Genomic DNA, 18,720 nt, shown 5'->3' with positions numbered 1-18,720 from the left:
GCTCCGAAGGGCCTTGCCCGGAGGCCGGCTCGCCGGTCTCCGGGCCCTTTGTTCCGGCGGAGGCCTGCGCATGAGCGCGCGCCGCCGCCACCAGCGCCTGCCGCAGCCTCTCTCGCGGTGTCGTTTCGTTCGTCTGCATGGGGCTCGTCCTCCGTGATCTGACGACTGCGACACTGTGCCCGCACCGCCTCTTTCCCAACGAAAAAACCGATGGGGGTTTTTCGTGAGCGCTACCTCTTTGCCTGAGATGCCGATGCTCGAAGGGCTCAACACGCTGCTGAAGAGCGCGGCGCGCAGCCTCGTCAACGCCTGCGCGGCGCCCGGGCAGACCGGGCCGCAGCGTGTCGAGGCTCTGACCGCGCTACAGCGCCGGCCAGATCTCGAAATGGCAGAGCGAGGCCGACCCGACCCTGATGCCCGTGCATGTCGTGGCGCAGCTCGAGGCCGCGACGGGCTTGCCGATCATGAGCCGGGCGCTCGCCAGCCTGTCGGGCCACCATGTCGTGCCCGCCGGTGTCGGGCCGGGCGGCGATTTCGACCTGATGCAGGCCGTGACGCGGCTGACCGCGCATCATTCCCGCTTCGCCACCCAGGCCTGCGACGCCCTGGAGGACGGCAAGCTCTCCCGCGGCGAGCTGAAGCAGCTGCTTTCCACCCTGCTCGCCAAGCAGGAAGAGACAGGGCGGATCATGCGGCTCCTCGCCGAAAAGGTGGAGGGCTGAGGATGGCGCAGGCGGGAGAGATCAAGCCCGGGTCGGTCGCCGAGCGCGTGCTGACCATCCTGCGCGAGGAGGGGCGGCCGCTGTCGCGCGTGACGCTGCGGCTGCGCACCGGCGCCAGCAACGGCAATCACATCGACCGGGTTCTGACGGGCCTGGTCGTCCGCAAGCTGGTGCGCGAGAGCGTGCACGGCTTCCGCCTCGCCGATCTGCCGGCGCCCGCACCCGCGGCGCCAGTGCTCGAGCCCGAGCCCGGCCCGGCGCCGTCTCATCTGATGCGGCTGGTCTCGGCCGTGATCCGCCGGGCGCACCGCCACCGCGCTGCCGGCCAGCTTACGCAGGCGAGCACGCTGGTGCGGCAGGCTGCCGGCGCCTGGGGGCTCGATGGCTTCCCGCATATCCGCGCCGACCTGCTGGCGCTGGCCGACCTCTTCGCCGCGCATGGGGCGACCTATCCCGAGCTCGATCTGCGGAGGGCGGCGTGAAGCGCCCCTTCCGTCGCGAGATCGCCGGGCGCTGGCGCCGGTCTGCCGCGCGGGGCATGGCGCTCGCCGGCTTCGCCCCGCTGACGATCGCCGTGGTGCTTCGGCTGCCGCTGACGGTGTGCCGCGAGATCCACGCCTGCCGCCATGCACCGGCGGGCCTCTGGAGCGCGGCGGAGAAGGCGCTGTTCCGGGAGGTGGGGCGGTGAGCGCCAATCTCTCGACAGCGGTGATGCAGAGGCGCTCGCTCCCGGCGCGCGGGCTCGACTTCTTTCCGACGCCGCCTTGGGCGACGCGGGTCTTCCTGCATGAGGTGCTTCAGGCCGAATTCGCCTCGTTCTGCCTGAACAGCGTCTGGGAGCCGGCGGCCGGCGCCGGCCATATGGCCGAGGTGCTCGGCGAGGTGTTCCCGCGCGTCGTCCGCTCCGATGTCGAGGATTACGGCACCGGCCATGCCATCGGTTCCTTCGTTGGGCAGGGGCCTGACGTGATCCCGCCCCAGCGGGTCGAGTGGATCATCACCAACCCGCCCTTCAATCTCGCCGTCGATTTCGCCGAGCGGGCACTGCGCGAGGCCACCGTCGGCGTCGCGCTGCTGCTCCGGACGAGCTGGATGGAAGGCGGCGAGCGCTATGAGCGGCTTTTCCGCGATCGGCCGCCGCGCTTCGTCGCCCAGTATTGCGAGCGCGTGCCCATGGTGGCAGGCCGATGGGATCCGACAGCTTCGGTCGCGACCTCCTATGCTTGGTTTGTCTGGCATCAGGCGCATTTCCGGAAGGAGACGCGGCTGATCTGGATCGCGCCAGGCGCGAAGGCGCGGCACCTCCGCGACGCCGACCTGAAGCGGTGGGCGTCATGACCCCTCTCGACCACGCGCTCGCCTATGCCGCCGCCGGCTTTCCGGTGTTTCCGTGCAACCCCGCGCAGAAGCCTGATCCTTGGTCTAAGGCGCCCCATACGCCGAAGGAATCGAAACCCGGCGCGCGCGATGGTGGGCACTGGCTGGCATCGACGGACGAGCGGCAGATCCGGCGCTGGTGGCGTGACCATCCCCGGGCGCTGATCGGCTTTCCGACCGGGCTGCGGAGCCGCTGCATCGTCATCGATCTCGATCCGAAGGAGCACGCGCCCAAGGCTATGCTGGCCGCGCTGACGGCCTGGTGCGGCCGGCTGCGGCATGAGGATGGCGAGACGGGCGAGGTGATCGAGCCTGCGCTGGCACGGACGCAATCGGGCGGCTTGCACCTCTATTTCGCTTGGCCGGAGGAGGCTGTGCTCAACGATGTCGAGGCGCGGCTCGGCCGCCGGGGCGAAAGCTTCGACCGTCTGGTCGGCAACCGGACGGGTCTGTTCCGCGGCTTCCTGAAGCATGGCGAATGTGCGCCCGAGCTCGCCTATATCGATGTGCGGGGGGAGGGCGGCTATGTCATCGCCCCGCCTTCCGTGATGACCGATGGGCGCCGCTACGAGTGGCTGATCCCAAGGTCGTTGCAAGGATCTGGCGACGCCCTGCCAGCGCTGCCGCGGAGGCTGCTCGCCGCCATCACCGGCGAGATGGTGCCGCAGGGCGAACAGCGCGAGCGGCAGGCCACCAGTGCCCGGGCGCAGCGCTACAGCGCCCGCGACATCAGCGATGCGCGGGTGCGCCTCTATGTCGAGCGCTCGGTGCGCGGAGCTCTGGCGAAGGCCGCGAGCGCCGGCGAGGGCAACCGCAACGCCGCCGTGTTCTGGGCCGCCTGCCGGCTCGGCGAATTCGTGCGCGGCGGCCAAATGGGCGCCGGAGAGGCCGAGGCGCTGCTGCTGGCACATCTGCCCGCCGGCGTGAACCCGGCCGAGCCGAAGATCCGCGGCACCATCCGCAGCGGGCTTTCCAACACATCATCCCCGGCCTTCTCGCCGGACCATCTCAGGGGGAGGGCGGCGTGAGCCAGGGCCTGATTATCGATTCCTTCGCCGGCGGTGGCGGTGCCTCAACCGGTATCGAATGGGCGCTCGGGCGCTCACCCGACTTCGCGGTCAATCACGACGACGACGCGCTATTGATGCACGCCGCGAACCACCCCGACACGGTCCATCTGAAGGAGAACATCTGGAAGGTCGAACCGCGCGCGCTGACCCAAGGCAAACCTGTCTTCCTGCTCTGGGCCTCGCCCGATTGCCGGCATCACTCGAAGGCCAAGGGCGGCGCGCCAGTGTCGCGCTCGGTGCGCGGGCTCGCCGATGTCGTGCTGGTCTGGGCCGAGACTGTGTCTCCGCAGATCATCCTGCTGGAGAATGTCGAGGAGTTCGCGCAGTGGGGGCCTCTGGCTGAGGACGGCAAGCCCTGCCCGGCCCGCAAGGGCGCCGAGTTTGCCCGCTGGGTGCGGCATCTGGAAAAGCTCGGCTACGCCGTCGACTGGCGTGAGCTGCGCGCCTGCGACCATGGCGCGCCGACGATCCGCAAGCGCCTCTTCGTGGTGGCACGGCGCGACCGCAAGCCGATCCTGTGGCCGGCGCCGACCCATGCCAAGCCGGATGACCCGCGAGTGAAGGCCGGTGTACTAAAGCCCTGGCGCACCGCGGCCGAGATCATCGACTGGTCGCTGCCCTGCCCGTCGATGTTCCTGACGCGGCCGGAGGCGAAGGCGGCCAAACTCCAGGTGGTGCGCCCGCTCGCCGACAAGACGATGGCGCGCATCGCCCGGGGCTTCAAACGCCATGTGCTCGATCGGGCCGAGCCGTTCGTCGTCACGCTCAACCATGCCAGCGAGGGCTTTCGCGGGCAGGCCCTAGGCGAGCCCTTCCGGACGGTGACCTCCGCACGTGACGCGCATGGTCTGGTGACACCCTTCGTCAGCCATGCCCAGCAGGGCGGGCGCTCGCGCCCGGCCGATGCGCCGCTGCACACTGTCTGCGCCTCAGCGAAAGATCAGAACCAGATCCTTGCGCCCTTCCTCGCCCAGCAGAACGGCGGCTGGGATCAGCGTGGCGGGCGCTCGATCGACGAGCCGCTCGCGACGATCACCACCGCCGGAGGGCAGGTGACGCCCATCACTGGCTTCCTCGTCCCTCGCTATGGCGAGCGCCCGGGGCAGGAGCCTCGTTCGCGCAGCGTCGAAGAGCCGGCGCCCGTAGTGGTGCCGACCGGGAACGGCGGCGACCTCGCCGCCTGCTACTTAGCCCAGCAGAACACGGACATGATCGGCCATGATGCCGAGACGCCGCTCTCGACGATCGTCGGCAAGGGCTGCACGCAGACGCCCGTGATGGGCTTCCTCGCCAGCTTGCAGAACAACACGGCGCGCGGCGCCTGCGACGAGCCGGTCGGGACCGTCCTGGCTGCCGGCAACCACCACACGCTGATCTCGCCCTTCGTCACCAGCTACTACAGCGAAGGTGGGCAGGATTCGGCAGCTGATGCGCCCATGCCGACGGTACCGACGCGAGCGCGGTTCTCGCCAATCACGCCGGAAATCGTGCTGCCGCCATTGACGCCGGCCATGGCCGAGCGGGCGCGGCAGGTCGCGTCCTTCCTACGCGCGCATGGCGCCTGGGACGGGCCCGGCGAATTCGTCACGCTCGGCGACTTCATCGTCTGGGACATCGGCATGCGGATGCTGACCCCGCGCGAGCTCGCCCGGGCGCAAGGGTTCCCCGAGAGCTACGACATCACCGCCGGCGGGCGCCTGACCGAGACCGCGCAGCGCCACAAGATCGGCAACTCGGTCTGCCCGCCGCTGGCTGAGGCTGTGGCACGGGCGAACTGCATCAACGCGCTGGCGCTGCCCGATGTGCGGCGCCGCAAGGCCAAGGTCGCATCCTGGGCCGGCCTGCCGCCGCGAACGGTGCAGGACGCTTTCACGGTGATGTTCGCATGAGCGGCGCTCTCGACGACGACACCCTGTCGGCCGACGATCTGCGCGGCGTCATGGCGGCGGCGGAGGCCCCGCTGACGGGCGCCCATGCCGATGACGGCCCCGCAACCCCGTTCGGGGAGGACGAGTCCGACGGGCCTTCCGACATGCCCGTCGGCAATGTCGCGCTCGCCGATGTCGAATGGTGCGCGGCGCTCGACCATTCCGACACGGACAATGGCAAGCGCCTGCTGCGGCACCGCGGCCGCGACCTCGCCAATATGCTCGAGGAGGGCTCCGACAAGGCCAACTGGCTGGTCTGGAGCGGCAAGGTCTGGGACCAGAGCGACGGCTCGAAGCAGGCGCTCGCCACGGCGCAGCAGATCGGCGGGCTGATCGGCCTCGAGGCCGAATATCTCAACCACACGCCGGCGGAGCTTGCGGCGATCCGCAAGGCCGCGAGCGAGCCGACCGAGGACAATCTCAAGGCCAAGGCGGCCGCGATCGAGGCGCTGGAGAAGCGCCAGGGCAAGCGGCGCGCCTTCGGTGTCTCCTCGAAGAACCTGGCGCGGATGAATGCCATGCTGACCTGCGCGGCGCCCTTCTGCGTCGTGAAGCCCGAGGCCTGGAATGCCGAGCAGCGGCTCGTCTATGTCGGCAACGGCTCGCTGCGATTCCGCCGCGAGACGGCCCCGGCCGATCCCGATAGCTGGCAGAGCGAGGAGGCGCGCTTCGTCGGCCTCGTCGACTTCGAGCCGGAGGGCTGGAAGCGCGAGGACCGCGTGACGCGGCTGGTGCCGGTCGATTACGACCCCAAGGCGACCTGCCCGAAATGGCGCGCCTTCGTCGCGAAGATGCTGCCGCAGGATCTGGTGCCCGATGTCGCCTGGGCGGTGCAGAAGTTCTCGGGGCTGGGTCTCACCGGCCTGCCGATCCAGCTTCTGCTGTTCCATTACGGCCTCGGCGCCAACGGCAAATCCGTCTTCCTCGAGGTGCTCGCCCGCGTCTTCGGGGCGCTGGGCGAAGGGCTACCGGCGGAATCCATCACCGGGCAGGCGCAAGGGGCTGCCGGCGGCGCCTCGCCCGACCTCGCCCGGCTGCCCGGCGTGCGCTTCCTGCGCATCACCGAGCTGCCGCAGGGCGAGCCGCTGCGCGAGGCGCTGGTGAAGCGGCTGACCGGCGGCGAGAAGATGGATGTGCGGACCCTGTTCAAGGGCTACTTTTCCTTCCAGCCCCAGTTCAAGGCGCATATGTCGGGCAACGGCTATCCGACGATCGCCGGCTCCGACAACGGCATCTGGCGGCGCATGGCCGTGGTGCCCTGGAAGGTCACCATCCCGCCCGAGGAGCAGCGCGACTTCGAGGAGGTGGTGCGCGAGCTCTGCGCGGAGGCGCCTGGCATCCTCAACTGGCTGATCGAGGGCATGTGCGCCTATGACGCCGAGGGCCTGCGCCTGCCCGCCGCCATGGTCGACGCCGCGAAGGACTATCGCGACGAGATGGACCCGATCTCGGTGTTCATCGAGAGCTGCATCCGCCAGCACCCGCCCGACACGGTCGAGCCCGTCCGCGCCCGGCACGCCTTCGACTGCTACGAGATCTGGTCTCACGAGAACGGCCGGCGGCCGAAGACCGAGACGATGTTCGGCAAGGTGATGGGCCAGCGCTTCGGTCGGGCGAAGACCGCCGCCGGCCAGGTCTATCTCGACCTCGAACTGCACTCGATCCCCGCCAGCACGCGCCGGCCCCGCAACCCCGACGAGGCGGGTTCGTGACCGTCATGACCCTGCAAAACGGCCGATTTCATGGAGGGTTGTGCAGGGTTGTGCAGGGTTTGCGGCCAACCCTGCATCGCGATTTCCGCTTGCGCCTCAACGACTTGGCGGGCGCGATGGAGGGTTTGCAGGGTTTACGCGTGCCTATGCGTATCAAACGGGGTTCGGGGGAAATGGACTTTTCTCATGCGTCTAGACCTCTTCAAACCCTCCATACCCTGCATGACTGTTCTTAAGGTATTGAATTGTTTGATTAAAAACCGATGCAGGGTTTGTTTTGAACCCTGCATGACCCTGCACAACCCTCCATCCTCATGAAACAGGGGCTGACCATGGCGACGAAAGAGATGATCGACATCGAGGCGCTGCTCTACCGGGCCTATGCCCAGTATCGCGTCGACAAGGTCACGCCGCAGAGCGTGCTCGGCCTGGCGCGGATGAAGCCGGCCGGCTCGCTCGTCGGTGCCATGCAGGCCGTGGCGCTGGGGACGATCGTCGACAACTCCGGCGCGGCGGCGCGGATGATCGGCCTGCAGACCATGGCGGCGGCGACGCCTGACGACCTGCTCACCGTCCACGACCATGTGCTGGCGCTGATGGACTGGCGGATCGAGGATGCGCGGGGCGACGAGCCGCGCGCCTGGACGCTGGCCGAGATCGACGGCAAGGGCTGGTATGCCGAGGAGACGGCTTCGGGCGCCTGGCTGGTGCGGCCGGGCGAGGGGCCGAAGGGCGAGGATCTGCTGGCGCCGCTGACCAATCCCTATCTCAGCGTGCTGGTGATCGAGCATGCGCGGGCCGGCACACGGCCGGAGCATGGCGAGCCGTTGGCGGCGCGGCGCGGGCGGCCCAACGCCATGGCGCGCGAGGAGCGGGCCGACCTGCGGATGATGCGGGCGGTCTATGCCGTCTGGCATGCGGCGCTGGCCACGCTTGCGGCGGACCTTGGGAAGGTGTTGCTGAGGCATCATGTGCTGCCCCCTTCCGCTCCCGCCGAGCCGTGGTGCGGGCAGGCTGGGGGCGCCGTGCTCGCCGGTCAGGGCGGGGAGGGCTTCGCGGAGGTTAATTCGGCAGGGCATAAGCCATTGAAAGCGCGAGACAATCGCCGCTTTTGACGGCGTGCCCCTCTTGTGGCACGTTCGAAGCATCCCAATAGAGACCGGCCGCCGCCCCGTCGCCCCCGCGTCGGGGCGGTCGCCGTTCGGGCACCACCCCACCCCCGTCGCGGGTCCTTCCCCGGGCACCCCACCCCGCGACGTGAAAGCGGCGCGGGATTTTTCTAGCGCCGGTCCCTCAAACCTGACCGAACACACCGAACATGGCCGAGATTGACCCGAACACGGCGGATGCCGGCTGGGTGTCGGTCTCGGAGCTGGCGCGGCTGAAAGGCCTGAGCAAGGCGGCGGTGTCGGAGCGGGTCGCCCGCTTCATCAAAGGCGGCCAGCTCTCGACGAAGCCCGGCAAGGGCAAGGTCAAGCTGGTGAACCTGGCCGCCTTCGACCGCGTCGCCGGCGAGACGACCGACCTGGCGAAGGCCACCGGCCACGCGACCCGCAAAGGCCAGACCACCGCCGGCACCCCGGCGCTGACGCTCCCGCCCGGCGCCGATCCGCTGGCGCCAATCTACACCGCCGAGCAGGCGCGAGACATGGCCTATCGCGCCGAGATGCGGCGCATGGATTTGGAAGAGCGGCTCGGCAAGCTCGTCACCATCGCCGAGGTCGAGCAGGCCATCACGGCTGCCGCCGAGGCGCTCGTCCGGGTGATCGACCAGATGCCGCTCCTCGCCGACGACATCGCCGCCGCGGTGGCGCAGTCGGGTGCAGCCGGCGCCCGCACGCTGCTGAAGGCCAAGGCCCGCGAGACGCGCGAGACTGCGGCCCGCGAGCTCGCCGCGGTGCTGACCCTGAAACGGACCGAAGCGTCCCAAGCCCCGGCCGATCCGCCGGAGGAGCCGCCGCCGGAAGCGTGACATGGCCCCGACGAAGCCCGACGCGCTGACGATCGTCGTGCGGGCTCTGGTCGCGGTGCTGACCCCGCCGGAGCAGATCGACCCGCCGACCTGGGCGGAGCGCAACCTCACCGTGCCGGATGGCCCGCGCAAGCTGGAGCCCTGGAGCCGGCAACTGACGCCCTTCGTGGCCGAGCCGCTGTCGCACACCAGCGTCGACAGCCCGGTGAACGAGTTCTGCGTGATGAAGTCGGCCCAGACCGGCTTCACCACGCTGATGATCGCGGCCATCGGCCACACGATCGATGTCGAGCCCTGCGATCAGATGATCGTGCAGCCGACGGACGGCGCGCTGACGGACTTCAACTCGAAGAAGCTGCAGATCGCGATCGACCATTCGCCGAGCCTCTCGGCCAAGGTGTCGCCGCAGACGGCGCGCTCGGGGAAGGCCTCGACGACCTATGAGAAGCGCTACGGCGCCTCGTCCCTGACGCTGGCGCTGGCGTCCTCGACCGCCGATCTGCGCTCGAAATCGGTCCGCAAGGCCTATTGCGACGAGATCGACGAATATGCCGAGGATCTCGACGGGCAGGGTTCGCCCTTCGACATGATCGAGGCCCGGCAGGAGAGCTTCCTGCAGGACGGCTCTTGGAAGCGGATTTACGTCTCGACCCCCACGATCAAGGGCGGCTCGCATATCGAGCGCTATTGGGACGGGTCGGACAAGCGGAAATGGTTCGTCAAATGCCCGCATTGCCGGGACGAAACGGGCGAAAACAGCGAGTTCGTCTTCGAATTCGGTCCGAATTTCCGCTATGACGAGGAATGGCCCTTCCGGGCCTATTACGTCGCCCCCTGCTGTGGCTCGGTGATCGAGGAGCATGAGCGGCGCGATCTCGTCAGGGCAGGCCGCTGGAAGGCGACCGATCCCGGCCCCGGCAAGATGCCGGGCTATCATTTCAACGCGATGTCCTCGCCCTTCGTCCCCTGGGCGAAGATCGCCGAGCGCGCGGTCAAGGCCGGCAGCGATGTCGCCAAGCAGAAGACGTTCTGGAACCTGACGCTCGGCCTGCCCTTCGAGATGAAGGGCGATGCGCCGGACCATGTCAGGCTCTTCGAGCGCCGCGAGGACGGGTTGCCGCGCTACCGCGTGCCGCCTGGCGGTCTGCTGCTCACCGCGGCCGCCGACGTGCAGATGCGCGGCATCTGGTATGAGATCACCGCCTGGGCGCAAGACGGGCAGAGCTGGGTCGTCGACAGCGACTATTGCGACGGCGACACCTCCGACCCCGACAGTCCGGCCTTCGCGCTGCTGCACAAGGCGACGATCGGCCGAACCTTCCCCGACGCCTTCGGTGGCGAGAGGCGGGTCGACGCGCTCGGCGTCGATTCCGGCTACCGCTCGCATGTCGTCTATGCCTGGGTCCGCCAGAACCAGATGCTGCACCCGGACACGGGTAAGGATGTGGTGCTGGCGCTCGACGGGCGCGACGGCTGGAGCCTGCCGGCGATCGGCATGCCCAAGCTGGTCGACATCGACCTGGCTGGGCGCAAGATCCGCGAGGGCTGCAAGCTCTGGCCGGTGGGCACCTGGTCGCTGAAGGGCACGATCTATGACGATCTCCGCAAGGACGGTCTGAAGTCCGGCGCCCTGCGCGATCCCGGCGGCTACTGCCATTTCCCGCTCTGGCTGGGAATGAACTATTTCGAGCAGCTCACGGCGGAATATCTCGCCGACGAGAAGTATCGCGGCCGCTCCCGCAAGGTCTGGAAGGTCCGGCGCGACAACCACCTGCTCGACTGCCGGGTCTACAATCGCGCATTGGCCGATTATCTCGGCCTGTCCTCGACCACGCCGGAGGAATGGGCCCATCTCGCCCGCTCCCGCGGCCTGCCGCCCGAGGTGACCAAGCGCGATCTCTTCTCGGGCCCTGCGCTTCCCGCGCCGGATCCCGCCCCCTCGCAACCGCCGCCCCGCGAAGCGCCGCCCGCCGAAGACTGGCTGGGCGGCCGCGGGCGCAACTGGTGATCCCATGGCCTGGACGCAGACGGATATCGACCGGCTGAAGGCGGCCATGGCGACCGGTGCGCGCAAGGTCGCCTTCGGTTCGGGCGAGACCCGCCGCGAGCAGGAGTTCAGGTCGCTTGAGGAGATGGAGCGCCTGCTCGCCCGGATGGAATCCGAGGTGCTCGGCGTCCAGGCGCCGGCCACCACCGCCTTTGCCCAGCACTCGCGCGACTGAACCCGATGAACCTGCTCGACAAGATCATCGGGGCCGTCTCGCCGGAGGCTGGCGTTCGCCGGCACCAGGCGCGGCAGGCTCTGGAGGCAATTCGCGGCTATGATGCCGCGCAGAATGGCCGTCGCACGGGCTCCTTCCGCCCCGGCCTGCCCTCGGCCAATGCCAATATCGGGCGCGCCCTGCCGCTGCTGCGGGAGCGCTCGCGCGAGTTGGTCCGCAACACCTTCATCGGCGCCCGCGTGCTCGATCTGCACGCCACCCACATCGTCAGCCCGGATCTCTCGGTCCGGTTCTCTGGCACCGGGCCGGCCGTCCGCCAAGCGCAAGCGCTCTGGGACGAATGGGCCAAGGCCTGCGACATCGAGGGCGAGACGAATTTCACCGGCCTCGTCGCGCTGGGCGTGCGCGCCTCGCTCGAGGGCGGCGATTCGATCATCCGCATGATCGACCGGCCGCTGCGCGACGAGCGCGCCGTGCCGCTGGCGCTGCATGTCGGCGAGGGCGACCTGATCGACGAGACGCGCGATGCGGATTCGGCGCTGTCGGGCACGCGCCGGGCGCGGCTCGGCGTCGAGCTCGGCGAGCATGACGAGCGCTTGGGTTACTGGCTGCACAGGGTGGCGCCGGGTGAGCCGCAGCGCGTGCTGGTGTCCGGCCTGCCGCTGTCGGAATTCATCGCCCGCGAGCAGGTTTGCCATCTCTATCGCCGCATCCGGCCCGGTCAGGTGCGCGGCGTGCCGCTCTTCGCCCCCGTTTTGATGGGCGCCCGCGATTTCGCGGATGTGATGGACGCGCTGGTCGTCAAAAGCCGGCTTGAGGCCTCGATCGGCGTCTTCATCAAGTCCAACGAGTCGGCGTCGAGCGTCGGCGCCGCGATCACCGGCAACCAGGGTGCCGACAGCGCCCGCCTGGAGCAGATCCGCCCCGGCCTGATCAAGTATCTGCGCCAGGGCGAGGAAATGCAGGCCTTCGCGCCCTCGTCCAACACCGCCTTCGAGCCGATCGCCCGCTCGGCGCTGATGGGCATCGCCGCCGGCGTCGGGCTGACCTATCACCAGCTCACCGGGGACCTGTCGCAGGCCAACTATTCCAGCCTGCGGGCCGGGCTGCTCGAGCATCGGCGGTTCACCGCCGATCTGCAGTGGCACATGCTGGCCCCGCAGGTGCTCGACCGCATCATCGCGCGCTTCATCGACCGGGCCATCCTCGCCGGGCGGCTTCGTCGTCGTGCCGAGGGCTATCCGGTCGAGGTCATCATGCCTGCCCATGAGCCGGTCGACCCGAAAAAGGATCTCGAGGCCGACATCCTGGCGGTCCGCGCCGGCCGCATGTCGCCGCAGGACTTCATCGGCGCCTGGGGCCGCGACTGGCGCGCCGTGATGGCCGAATACGCCGAGTTTTTTGCCGCCGCCGACGCCGCCGGCGCGATCTTCGACACAGACGCCCGCAAGCGCACGCAAACGGGCCAGGTCGTCAGCGCGGGCACGCCCGCGGCCGCCACCGAGGGGCAACCATGAAAAAGCGTTCCGCCCAGCCTTCCGTCACGCCGGACGGCTTCATTCCCGGCTCGACGCTGGACCGGCGCAGCGGCGGAGACATCGCCGTGCGCTTTGCCTCGACGAGCTACAATGCCGAGGCCCGCACCATCCAGGCGGTGGCCTCTACCGGCGCCCGCGTGCGCCGCTGGGGCATCTATGAAGAGCTGGCGGTCTCGCCGGAGGCGATCGACCTCGCTCGCGTGGCGCTCGGCCAGGTCAAGCTGCTCGACAGTCACGACCAGGGCTCGATCGACCGCATTCTCGGCAGCGTGACCCGCGCCTGGATCGAGGGCGGCAATCTCATGGTCGAGATCCGCTTCGCCGACACCGAAGAGGGACGCGAGGCCGAGATCCGCGCCACTGGCCCGGACGCGCCCGGCCTCTCGGTCGGCTACCGCGTCACGACCTGGACGCTGACGCAGGTCGAGAACGATTCCGAAATCTGGCGGGCCGACCGCTGGGAGCTCCTCGAAGTCTCCCTCGTCGCCGTTCCCGCGGATCCCGCCGCCATGTTCCGCGCGGCTTCCACCACCACCCCCGAAACCCTGGAGACTGACGACATGCGTCGCAATGCACAGCCGGCGGATGCGCCGGTCGCCACGCCGATCACCACCCCGGCCGCGGCCGCGCCGGCCCCGGTCGAGACCCGCGCCGCCCCGGCTACCGCTGGCGCTGCCGATGCCGCTGTCGAGGCCCGAGCCGTCGCCGCCGCCACCCGCCGCGCCAGCGACCTGCTCGACATCGGCACCCGCGCCGGCATGGACGCCGCCGCGATCCGTGCCGCGGTCGAGAACCCCGCCATGACGGTCGAAGCCTTCCGCTCTGCTGCCTTCGACTCGCTCGTCGCCCGCCAGAGCCCGGCCAGCCATGTCCGCGTTGAGCGCGACGAGACCGAGACCCGCCGCCTGGCGATGGAGGAGGCCGTCATCCGCGCGATGAATCCGCGCAACGCCCCGGCCACGCCGAGCGAGGCTTCCCGCGCCTATGCCGGCATGTCGCTGGTCGCGCTCGCGGCCGAGCGTCTCGGCGAGCGGCGCTATCCGGAGACGATCGCGGCCCGCGAGGACGTGCTGCGCCGCGCCATGCACTCGACCAGCGATTTCCCGATCATCTTGGAGAACGCGGTCAACCGCTCGATCGCCTCGAGCTACGCGCTCGCCACCCCGACCTATCGCGAATGGTCGGTGCGCGAGGACTTCAACGACTTCCGCCCGCACATCACCGTGCAGACCGGCGATTTCCCGCTGACCCAGCCCGTGCTGGAAGGTGGCAAGTTCGCCTTCGGCACCGTCGGCGAGAAGAAGGAGCAGGTCGCGGTCGCCGCCTATGCGATCCAGGTCGCGCTCTCGCGCCAGCTCCTGGTCAACGACACGCTCGGCGCTCTCGAGCGCGTCATCGCCAATTACGGCCAGTCGCTCGCGCTGGTCGAGGAGCAGGTCGCCTATGCGGTGCTGCTTCAGAACAGCGGCGACGGCCCGACCCTGCTCGAGGGCTCGGCGGCGATGTTCACCACCGGCCGCACCAACAAGGCCGGCACGGCGACCGCCATCACCGAGGCGGGCGTCTCGGCCATGCGCGCCGCGGTGCTGAAGTATCGCAGCGTCGACAACAACCTGCTGGCTCCGGTGATGCCGACGAAGCTGCTGGTCTCGCCCGACAAGCTGACGGAGGCGGAGAAGTTCGTCTCGGCGGTGGTCGCCGCCCAGACCTCCAACGTCAACATCTTCGCCGGCAAGTTCAGCGTCATCACCTCTTCGCAGCTCTCCGGCAACCGCTGGTGGGGCTTCGTCGACCCGTCGGTGCGCGCCAACTTCCGCTATGGCCTGCTCGCCGGCTACGCGGCGCCGCGCATCCGCACCGACACGCCCTTCGGCCAGAACGGCATGGCGGTCTCCGTCGAGCATGATTTCGGCTTCGGCGGCATCGACTGGCGCGCCGGCTACACCAACGCTGGCGCCTGATCGGCGCTCTCCCGTCTTCGCAGACCTTGCGTCGGTCCCGCCGCCTCGCGCGGCGGGGCTTGGCAAGGTCTGAACCCCTTCAACCAGGAGCTTTCCCATGAAGAATTATGTGCGCGACGGCGACCGGATCCCGCTGATCGCCCCCGCCGGCGGCGTCGTCTCCGGCACCGGCTACCTGATCGGTGCGCTGTTCGCCGTCGCTGTCCACTCGGCAGCCGCTGGCGTCGAGTTCACCGGCCAGACCGAAGGCGTTGTCACCCTGCCGAAGGCGACGGGCGCAATCACGCAGGGTGCTCTCGTTTACTGGGACAACGCGGCCAAGAACGTTACCACGACCAGCGCTGGCAATACGAAGATCGGTTACGCCGCTGCCGCACAGCTCTCCGGCGACGCGACGGTCAACGTCCGCCTGCATCCGGTCTGATCCCATGGCCTGCGGCGGTTGTGCAGAGCGGCGGGGGCTCCTCGCCTCCGCTGGCGGTGCAGCAGCGCGGGGTGCCTGGGCCGAGGCGGCGTCAGCGGCAAGAGCCGCCGCCGCCACGGTGCCGCGCGATCTCGCGCGGGTCGCTTCCGCCGTGGCCCAGGCCGCGGCGGCGGCGAAGGCGGGGAGGGGGCGATGAGCCTGGTCGTCCGGACGGATATCGAGATGCGCGGCGTCGAGCGGCTGATCGCCGCCGCTGGGCCGCGCGCCGCTGGGCCGATCGCGCGGGCTCTCAACCGCACGGGGACGCCAACGGCCAATCGCGGCAAGCGCGAGATCCGCAAGGTTCTCGGACTGCGCAACCACCCCTATGCCAAGAGGCCGCTCGGCGACGCACTCAAGCGCCGCACCAGCATCCGCAAGGCCAATGCCGCCACGCTGACCTTCTCCATGGCCGGTTTCGGCCAGGGGCTTCCGGCACTCTATTACCGCCCGAAGGAAGCCCCGGCCGGGGCCAGCATCAACTGGCTGGGCGGGCGGCGCATGATCGCGCGCTCCTTCTATCTCGGCGGCAAGTTCCCGCGCCGCCGGCGCTCCAAGATCTCGCATGTGGTCTGGCAGCGCACCGGCAAGGGCAAATGGGCGCTCGGGCGCGTGCGCGGTCCCGGCGTGCCGGAGGCCATGCAGACCTTGCCCTTCGGCTCGGCCTGGGAGGGGGAGGCGGCTCGCCGCCTGCCGGCCCAGATGAAGACGGCGCTCGAAGCGCTCTTCGCCGGCTATCACCGCTCCCGCTGAAGGTCCGCCATGTCCGCTTTCGACGCCCTCGACGCGATGGTGCTCGACACCGCACAGCGGCTCTTCGGCGACACGGTGACGCTCTATCCGATGAAGCCCGGCGCGGCGGGCGTGAACGCGAAGCCGGTGGCCGATGCCAGCCGCGCCATCGTCTCCGGCCTGCGCGTCATCCGCTCGGAATGGTCGGAGCGGGTGCAGATCGGCGGGCAGGGCCTGCCGACGCCGCCGGGCCAGTTCCGCCAGGCTGCGGCCGGTGTCGCAGCCATCGCCACCTTCGCCCTCGCGGATCTGCCCTGGCGCCCGCAAAAGGGTGACGAGCTGGTCTATGCCGACCGTCCGGGCGAACGCTGGCGCATTGTCGAGCCGATGCCCGATGGCCTTTCCGGCCTGCATTGCGGCCTCGCCCGGCTCTGAACGGACATCCCATGTCGCTCTCCCGCACCGCGCTGCGCCTCGCCGTGGTCGAGGCTCTGAGCCCCTATGCCCAGAACGTGGCGGCGACGCCGGTCTGGCCGACCTTCGCCGCCGGCCAGGTCTTCGATTCGCAGAACAGCCCCGACGTGCTGCACGCGATCGCCGGCGGCAAGCCCGTCATCGTCGTCTCGGTCGATGGCGGCAAGACGGAAGCCCAGGGCAGCGCGTCCGATGTGACCCTTGCCGGCGCCGGCCTCGAAAAGGCGGCGCTCGCCTTCGAGATCCATGTGCCGGTCGCGGTGCGCGGCGAGAGCGGCGAGGCCGTCTTCGATATCGGCCCGACCGATGCCGCTGCCAAGGCCTTCCTCGAGCTGATCGAGGATCAGATCCTGCAGCGCCTCGCGGAGGCCCGTATGAATGGCCCGCTGCGCCATGTGTTGGTGACGATCGGCGAGGTCGAAAGCCAGCCCTATTCGGACGCCGATGCCGGCGTTCTGCTTTCGGCGACGCGGCTGGAGCTGACCTGCACCATCCGCCAGCGCGAAAGCTGGCCGGCGGCCGGCGCGACGGGGCTCGATCGCCTGCCCGCGCCGCTGCGCGATGTGGCGAAAGCGCTGCATGCCGAAAGCTATGGCGGGCAGATCGCGGCAGGGCTCGCCGAGATCCTCGGCAATCCCGCGCTGTTCCCCGACCTCAACGAGATCCGCCTCGCCGCCAATCTGGCGCGCGCGGCCGGCGATGCTGCCCCGCCCGCGGCGAACGCCGCCCCGACGCCCCCGGTCGGCGATGTCGCCGGCACGCTCTCTCCCTGACGCCCGGAGCCCCTCATGAGCCTGATCAAATCCGTCGTTCTGGCGAATCCCGAGCATGTCGTGCCGCGCCCCGGCGTGCCCGGCGCGATCCTGCCGCAGAACGAGGCCTTCACGGTCTCGGTGCTCGACCCCTTCTTCGCCGGCCTGCTCGCCGACGGAACCCTGATCGACGCTCCCGCGCCGGAGCCCGAGAAGGCGCCGGCCGGCAAGGCCAGGGCCTGATCCTCCTCCCATCCCAGTTCCAACACCAGGAGCGCCAAACATGGCCGTGCTGTTCAACTTCATCCCGGGCAGTGGCCTGATCGCGCCGGGCACTTTCTTCGAGGTCAATTCCGGCGGGCAGTATCAGAGCCAGTCGCGCGGCCTGATCATCGGCCACAAATCGAGCGCCGGCAGCCTCACCGACAACACCCCGACGCTGTGCTCGACGATCGAGGACGCTGCCGCGCTCGCCGGCGTCGGCTCGCAGCTCTATGAGATGTTCCGCGTCGCGCGCCGGGCCGCCCCGGTGCAGGAGCTGTGGATCGCCTCGGTCCCGGTCACCGGCACGGCGGGCGTCTGGACGGCGACGCTGACCGCCATGGCCGCGGCCGGCGGCACCGGCACCTTCGAGATCGCCGGCCGCAAGATTACAGTGGCCGTCGGCGCCTCCGAGGCGGTCAACACCTCGGCCACGAACCTCGCCGCGGCGATCAATGCCTTCGTCGATCCGCTGACCAAGGCCTGCCTCCCGGTCACCGCGGCTGCCGCCACCAATGTGGTGACGATCACGGCACGCCATGCCGGCGTGACGATGGCCGGCCTGGAGCTGACCACCGACGCCAACATCCCTGGCAATGTCTATGCCGGCAAGATCGTGGTGGCGAACCCGACCGCCGCCACCGGCGCCGCCTCGGTCTCGGCCGTGCTGGCGGCGCTCGGTGACGAACCCTTCGACTGGATCATCTCGCCCTTCGGCGATTCGACCAACGTCACCGCGGCCAAGGCCGCCTTCTCCGACCTGTCGGGCCGCTGGGCCTGGAATGCCCAGCTTTACGGGCATTACTTCACCGGCAATGTTGGCACGACCGGCGAAAACACGACCTACGGCCTCGCCCAGAACGATCGCCATGTCTCGGCGGTCGCGATCGTCGCCTCGCCGACGCCAGCCTATGAGTGGATCGCGCAATATGCCGCGCGCCAGCTGCCCTGGCTCGCCGACGACACCAACGGCAATGCCGCGCGCAACATGACTGACCTCGCCCTCGAGGACATTCGCCCGCCCCGCGACCGCACGCTCTGGCCGAATTATGCCGTCCGCAACACGCTGGCCGGCTCGGGCATGTCGACCTTCAAGGTCAATTCGGTCGGCCAGGTCACCATCGACAAATGCGTGACGATGCAGCGCCTCAACGCAGCCGGCCAGCCGGATACGGTGTTCCGTGACGTGCAGGCCATCGCCCAGACCATGCACGCGCTGCGCTACATGCGCGCCGGCCTCAGCTACCGCCACGCCAACAAGGCGGTGGCGGACGCCAACCCGGCGAACCTGCCGACGATCTCGACCCCGGCCGATATCAAGGCGGATGTGATCGCCCTCTATGGCGATCTCGTCGATCGCGGGCTGTTCGAGAACAAGGCCGAGTTCGCCCGGCGCGCCAAGGCCGAGCGCGACGCCTCCAATCCGGCGCGGGTCAATATCGGCATGGACCTCGACCGGGTGAACCCGCTCGACATCCTCGCCGCCAACGCGACGATCTACGCGCAGTATCCCGCCGCGGCCTGATCGCCCTTCAC

General features: G+C 69.5%; 19 protein-coding genes. All 19 read left to right on the top strand.

Translation table 11 applies throughout. The features are described 5' to 3' along the window. Nucleotides 1–413: 413 nt before the first annotated feature. The 19 genes from ABIE41_RS19550 to ABIE41_RS19460 all read left to right on the top strand — a co-directional run bounded on the left by ABIE41_RS19550 (nucleotide 414) and on the right by ABIE41_RS19460 (nucleotide 18,709). Nucleotides 414–722, top strand: a complete 309-nt coding sequence (locus ABIE41_RS19550) for a hypothetical protein (protein ID WP_354192869.1) — start codon at nucleotides 414–416, stop codon at nucleotides 720–722. Nucleotides 723–724: 2 nt separating this feature from the next. Next, a complete protein-coding gene (locus ABIE41_RS19545) occupies nucleotides 725–1,204 on the top strand; it encodes a hypothetical protein (protein WP_192641914.1) in 480 nt (159 codons plus the stop codon). After that, nucleotides 1,201–1,410 (top strand): hypothetical protein, encoded by a 210-nt coding sequence (locus tag ABIE41_RS19540; protein WP_192641913.1) that lies wholly within the window; start codon nucleotides 1,201–1,203, stop codon nucleotides 1,408–1,410. Before ABIE41_RS19545 ends, ABIE41_RS19540 begins: the two co-directional genes overlap by 4 nt. Continuing rightward, on the top strand, nucleotides 1,407–2,060 hold the full coding sequence (locus ABIE41_RS19535) for an SAM-dependent DNA methyltransferase (protein ID WP_192641912.1): 654 nt from the start codon (nucleotides 1,407–1,409) through the stop codon (nucleotides 2,058–2,060). Before ABIE41_RS19540 ends, ABIE41_RS19535 begins: the two co-directional genes overlap by 4 nt. Continuing rightward, nucleotides 2,057–3,127: a bifunctional DNA primase/polymerase gene (locus ABIE41_RS19530; protein ID WP_192641911.1), complete on the top strand. Its 1,071-nt coding sequence runs from the start codon at nucleotides 2,057–2,059 to the stop codon at nucleotides 3,125–3,127. The genes ABIE41_RS19535 and ABIE41_RS19530 overlap by 4 nt, the downstream gene beginning before the upstream one ends. After that, entirely contained in the window at nucleotides 3,124–5,058 is a 1,935-nt protein-coding gene (locus ABIE41_RS19525) for a DNA cytosine methyltransferase (protein ID WP_192641910.1), read from the top strand. Before ABIE41_RS19530 ends, ABIE41_RS19525 begins: the two co-directional genes overlap by 4 nt. Next, on the top strand, nucleotides 5,055–6,809 hold the full coding sequence (locus ABIE41_RS19520) for a DNA primase family protein (protein WP_192641909.1): 1,755 nt from the start codon (nucleotides 5,055–5,057) through the stop codon (nucleotides 6,807–6,809). Before ABIE41_RS19525 ends, ABIE41_RS19520 begins: the two co-directional genes overlap by 4 nt. Nucleotides 6,810–7,141: 332 nt before the next feature. Next, on the top strand, nucleotides 7,142–7,924 hold the full coding sequence (locus tag ABIE41_RS19515; RefSeq protein WP_192641908.1) for a hypothetical protein: 783 nt from the start codon (nucleotides 7,142–7,144) through the stop codon (nucleotides 7,922–7,924). Nucleotides 7,925–8,127: 203 nt separating this feature from the next. Continuing rightward, nucleotides 8,128–8,781 carry a hypothetical protein gene (locus ABIE41_RS19510; protein ID WP_192641907.1) on the top strand — a complete coding sequence of 218 codons (654 nt, stop codon included), beginning with the start codon at nucleotides 8,128–8,130 and terminating at the stop codon, nucleotides 8,779–8,781. Between the two features lies 1 nt (nucleotide 8,782). Then, the gene (locus ABIE41_RS19505) at nucleotides 8,783–10,789 is read left to right on the top strand and encodes a phage terminase large subunit family protein (protein WP_192641906.1); all 2,007 of its coding nucleotides are present in this window, start codon (nucleotides 8,783–8,785) and stop codon (nucleotides 10,787–10,789) included. A 4-nt stretch (nucleotides 10,790–10,793) separates the two neighbouring features. Next, nucleotides 10,794–11,003 (top strand): phage head-tail joining protein, encoded by a 210-nt coding sequence (locus ABIE41_RS19500; protein WP_192641905.1) that lies wholly within the window; start codon nucleotides 10,794–10,796, stop codon nucleotides 11,001–11,003. A 5-nt stretch (nucleotides 11,004–11,008) separates the two neighbouring features. Beyond that, nucleotides 11,009–12,520: a phage portal protein gene (locus tag ABIE41_RS19495; RefSeq protein ID WP_192641904.1), complete on the top strand. Its 1,512-nt coding sequence runs from the start codon at nucleotides 11,009–11,011 to the stop codon at nucleotides 12,518–12,520. After that, nucleotides 12,517–14,502, top strand: coding sequence for a phage major capsid protein (locus tag ABIE41_RS19490; protein ID WP_192641903.1), 1,986 nt, complete (start codon nucleotides 12,517–12,519; stop codon nucleotides 14,500–14,502). The genes ABIE41_RS19495 and ABIE41_RS19490 overlap by 4 nt, the downstream gene beginning before the upstream one ends. 97 nt (nucleotides 14,503–14,599) lie before the next feature. Further along, the gene (locus ABIE41_RS19485; RefSeq protein ID WP_192641902.1) at nucleotides 14,600–14,926 is read left to right on the top strand and encodes a DUF2190 family protein; all 327 of its coding nucleotides are present in this window, start codon (nucleotides 14,600–14,602) and stop codon (nucleotides 14,924–14,926) included. 192 nt (nucleotides 14,927–15,118) lie between these two features. Further along, nucleotides 15,119–15,718 carry a hypothetical protein gene (locus tag ABIE41_RS19480; RefSeq protein WP_192641901.1) on the top strand — a complete coding sequence of 200 codons (600 nt, stop codon included), beginning with the start codon at nucleotides 15,119–15,121 and terminating at the stop codon, nucleotides 15,716–15,718. Between the two features lie 9 nt (nucleotides 15,719–15,727). Continuing rightward, entirely contained in the window at nucleotides 15,728–16,132 is a 405-nt protein-coding gene (locus ABIE41_RS19475; protein WP_192641900.1) for a head-tail joining protein, read from the top strand. 11 nt (nucleotides 16,133–16,143) lie between these two features. Continuing rightward, the gene (locus ABIE41_RS19470; RefSeq protein ID WP_192641899.1) at nucleotides 16,144–16,944 is read left to right on the top strand and encodes a hypothetical protein; all 801 of its coding nucleotides are present in this window, start codon (nucleotides 16,144–16,146) and stop codon (nucleotides 16,942–16,944) included. Nucleotides 16,945–16,959: 15 nt separating this feature from the next. Continuing rightward, nucleotides 16,960–17,166, top strand: coding sequence for a hypothetical protein (locus ABIE41_RS19465; protein WP_192641898.1), 207 nt, complete (start codon nucleotides 16,960–16,962; stop codon nucleotides 17,164–17,166). A 40-nt stretch (nucleotides 17,167–17,206) separates the two neighbouring features. Then, complete coding sequence (locus tag ABIE41_RS19460) at nucleotides 17,207–18,709, top strand: phage tail sheath subtilisin-like domain-containing protein (RefSeq protein ID WP_192641897.1); 1,503 nt, start codon at nucleotides 17,207–17,209, stop codon at nucleotides 18,707–18,709. Nucleotides 18,710–18,720: the final 11 nt, after the last annotated feature.

This window comes from Bosea sp. OAE506, assembly GCF_040546595.1.
Classification (GTDB): Bacteria; Pseudomonadota; Alphaproteobacteria; order Rhizobiales; family Beijerinckiaceae; genus Allobosea.
Note: the sequence above shows the minus strand (reverse complement) of the source record. Positions and strands in the feature narration are given on the sequence as shown.

Coding starts and splice junctions, on each gene's coding strand:
- ABIE41_RS19505 (WP_192641906.1), top strand. CDS start 8,783: ATGGCCCCGACGAAGCCCGACGCGCTGACGATCGTCGTGCGGGCTCTG.
- ABIE41_RS19500 (WP_192641905.1), top strand. CDS start 10,794: ATGGCCTGGACGCAGACGGATATCGACCGGCTGAAGGCGGCCATGGCG.
- ABIE41_RS19530 (WP_192641911.1), top strand. CDS start 2,057: ATGACCCCTCTCGACCACGCGCTCGCCTATGCCGCCGCCGGCTTTCCG.
- ABIE41_RS19460 (WP_192641897.1), top strand. CDS start 17,207: ATGGCCGTGCTGTTCAACTTCATCCCGGGCAGTGGCCTGATCGCGCCG.
- ABIE41_RS19480 (WP_192641901.1), top strand. CDS start 15,119: ATGAGCCTGGTCGTCCGGACGGATATCGAGATGCGCGGCGTCGAGCGG.
- ABIE41_RS19545 (WP_192641914.1), top strand. CDS start 725: ATGGCGCAGGCGGGAGAGATCAAGCCCGGGTCGGTCGCCGAGCGCGTG.
- ABIE41_RS19550 (WP_354192869.1), top strand. CDS start 414: ATGCCCGTGCATGTCGTGGCGCAGCTCGAGGCCGCGACGGGCTTGCCG.
- ABIE41_RS19465 (WP_192641898.1), top strand. CDS start 16,960: ATGAGCCTGATCAAATCCGTCGTTCTGGCGAATCCCGAGCATGTCGTG.
- ABIE41_RS19470 (WP_192641899.1), top strand. CDS start 16,144: ATGTCGCTCTCCCGCACCGCGCTGCGCCTCGCCGTGGTCGAGGCTCTG.
- ABIE41_RS19485 (WP_192641902.1), top strand. CDS start 14,600: ATGAAGAATTATGTGCGCGACGGCGACCGGATCCCGCTGATCGCCCCC.
- ABIE41_RS19510 (WP_192641907.1), top strand. CDS start 8,128: ATGGCCGAGATTGACCCGAACACGGCGGATGCCGGCTGGGTGTCGGTC.
- ABIE41_RS19520 (WP_192641909.1), top strand. CDS start 5,055: ATGAGCGGCGCTCTCGACGACGACACCCTGTCGGCCGACGATCTGCGC.
- ABIE41_RS19490 (WP_192641903.1), top strand. CDS start 12,517: ATGAAAAAGCGTTCCGCCCAGCCTTCCGTCACGCCGGACGGCTTCATT.
- ABIE41_RS19515 (WP_192641908.1), top strand. CDS start 7,142: ATGGCGACGAAAGAGATGATCGACATCGAGGCGCTGCTCTACCGGGCC.
- ABIE41_RS19475 (WP_192641900.1), top strand. CDS start 15,728: ATGTCCGCTTTCGACGCCCTCGACGCGATGGTGCTCGACACCGCACAG.
- ABIE41_RS19495 (WP_192641904.1), top strand. CDS start 11,009: ATGAACCTGCTCGACAAGATCATCGGGGCCGTCTCGCCGGAGGCTGGC.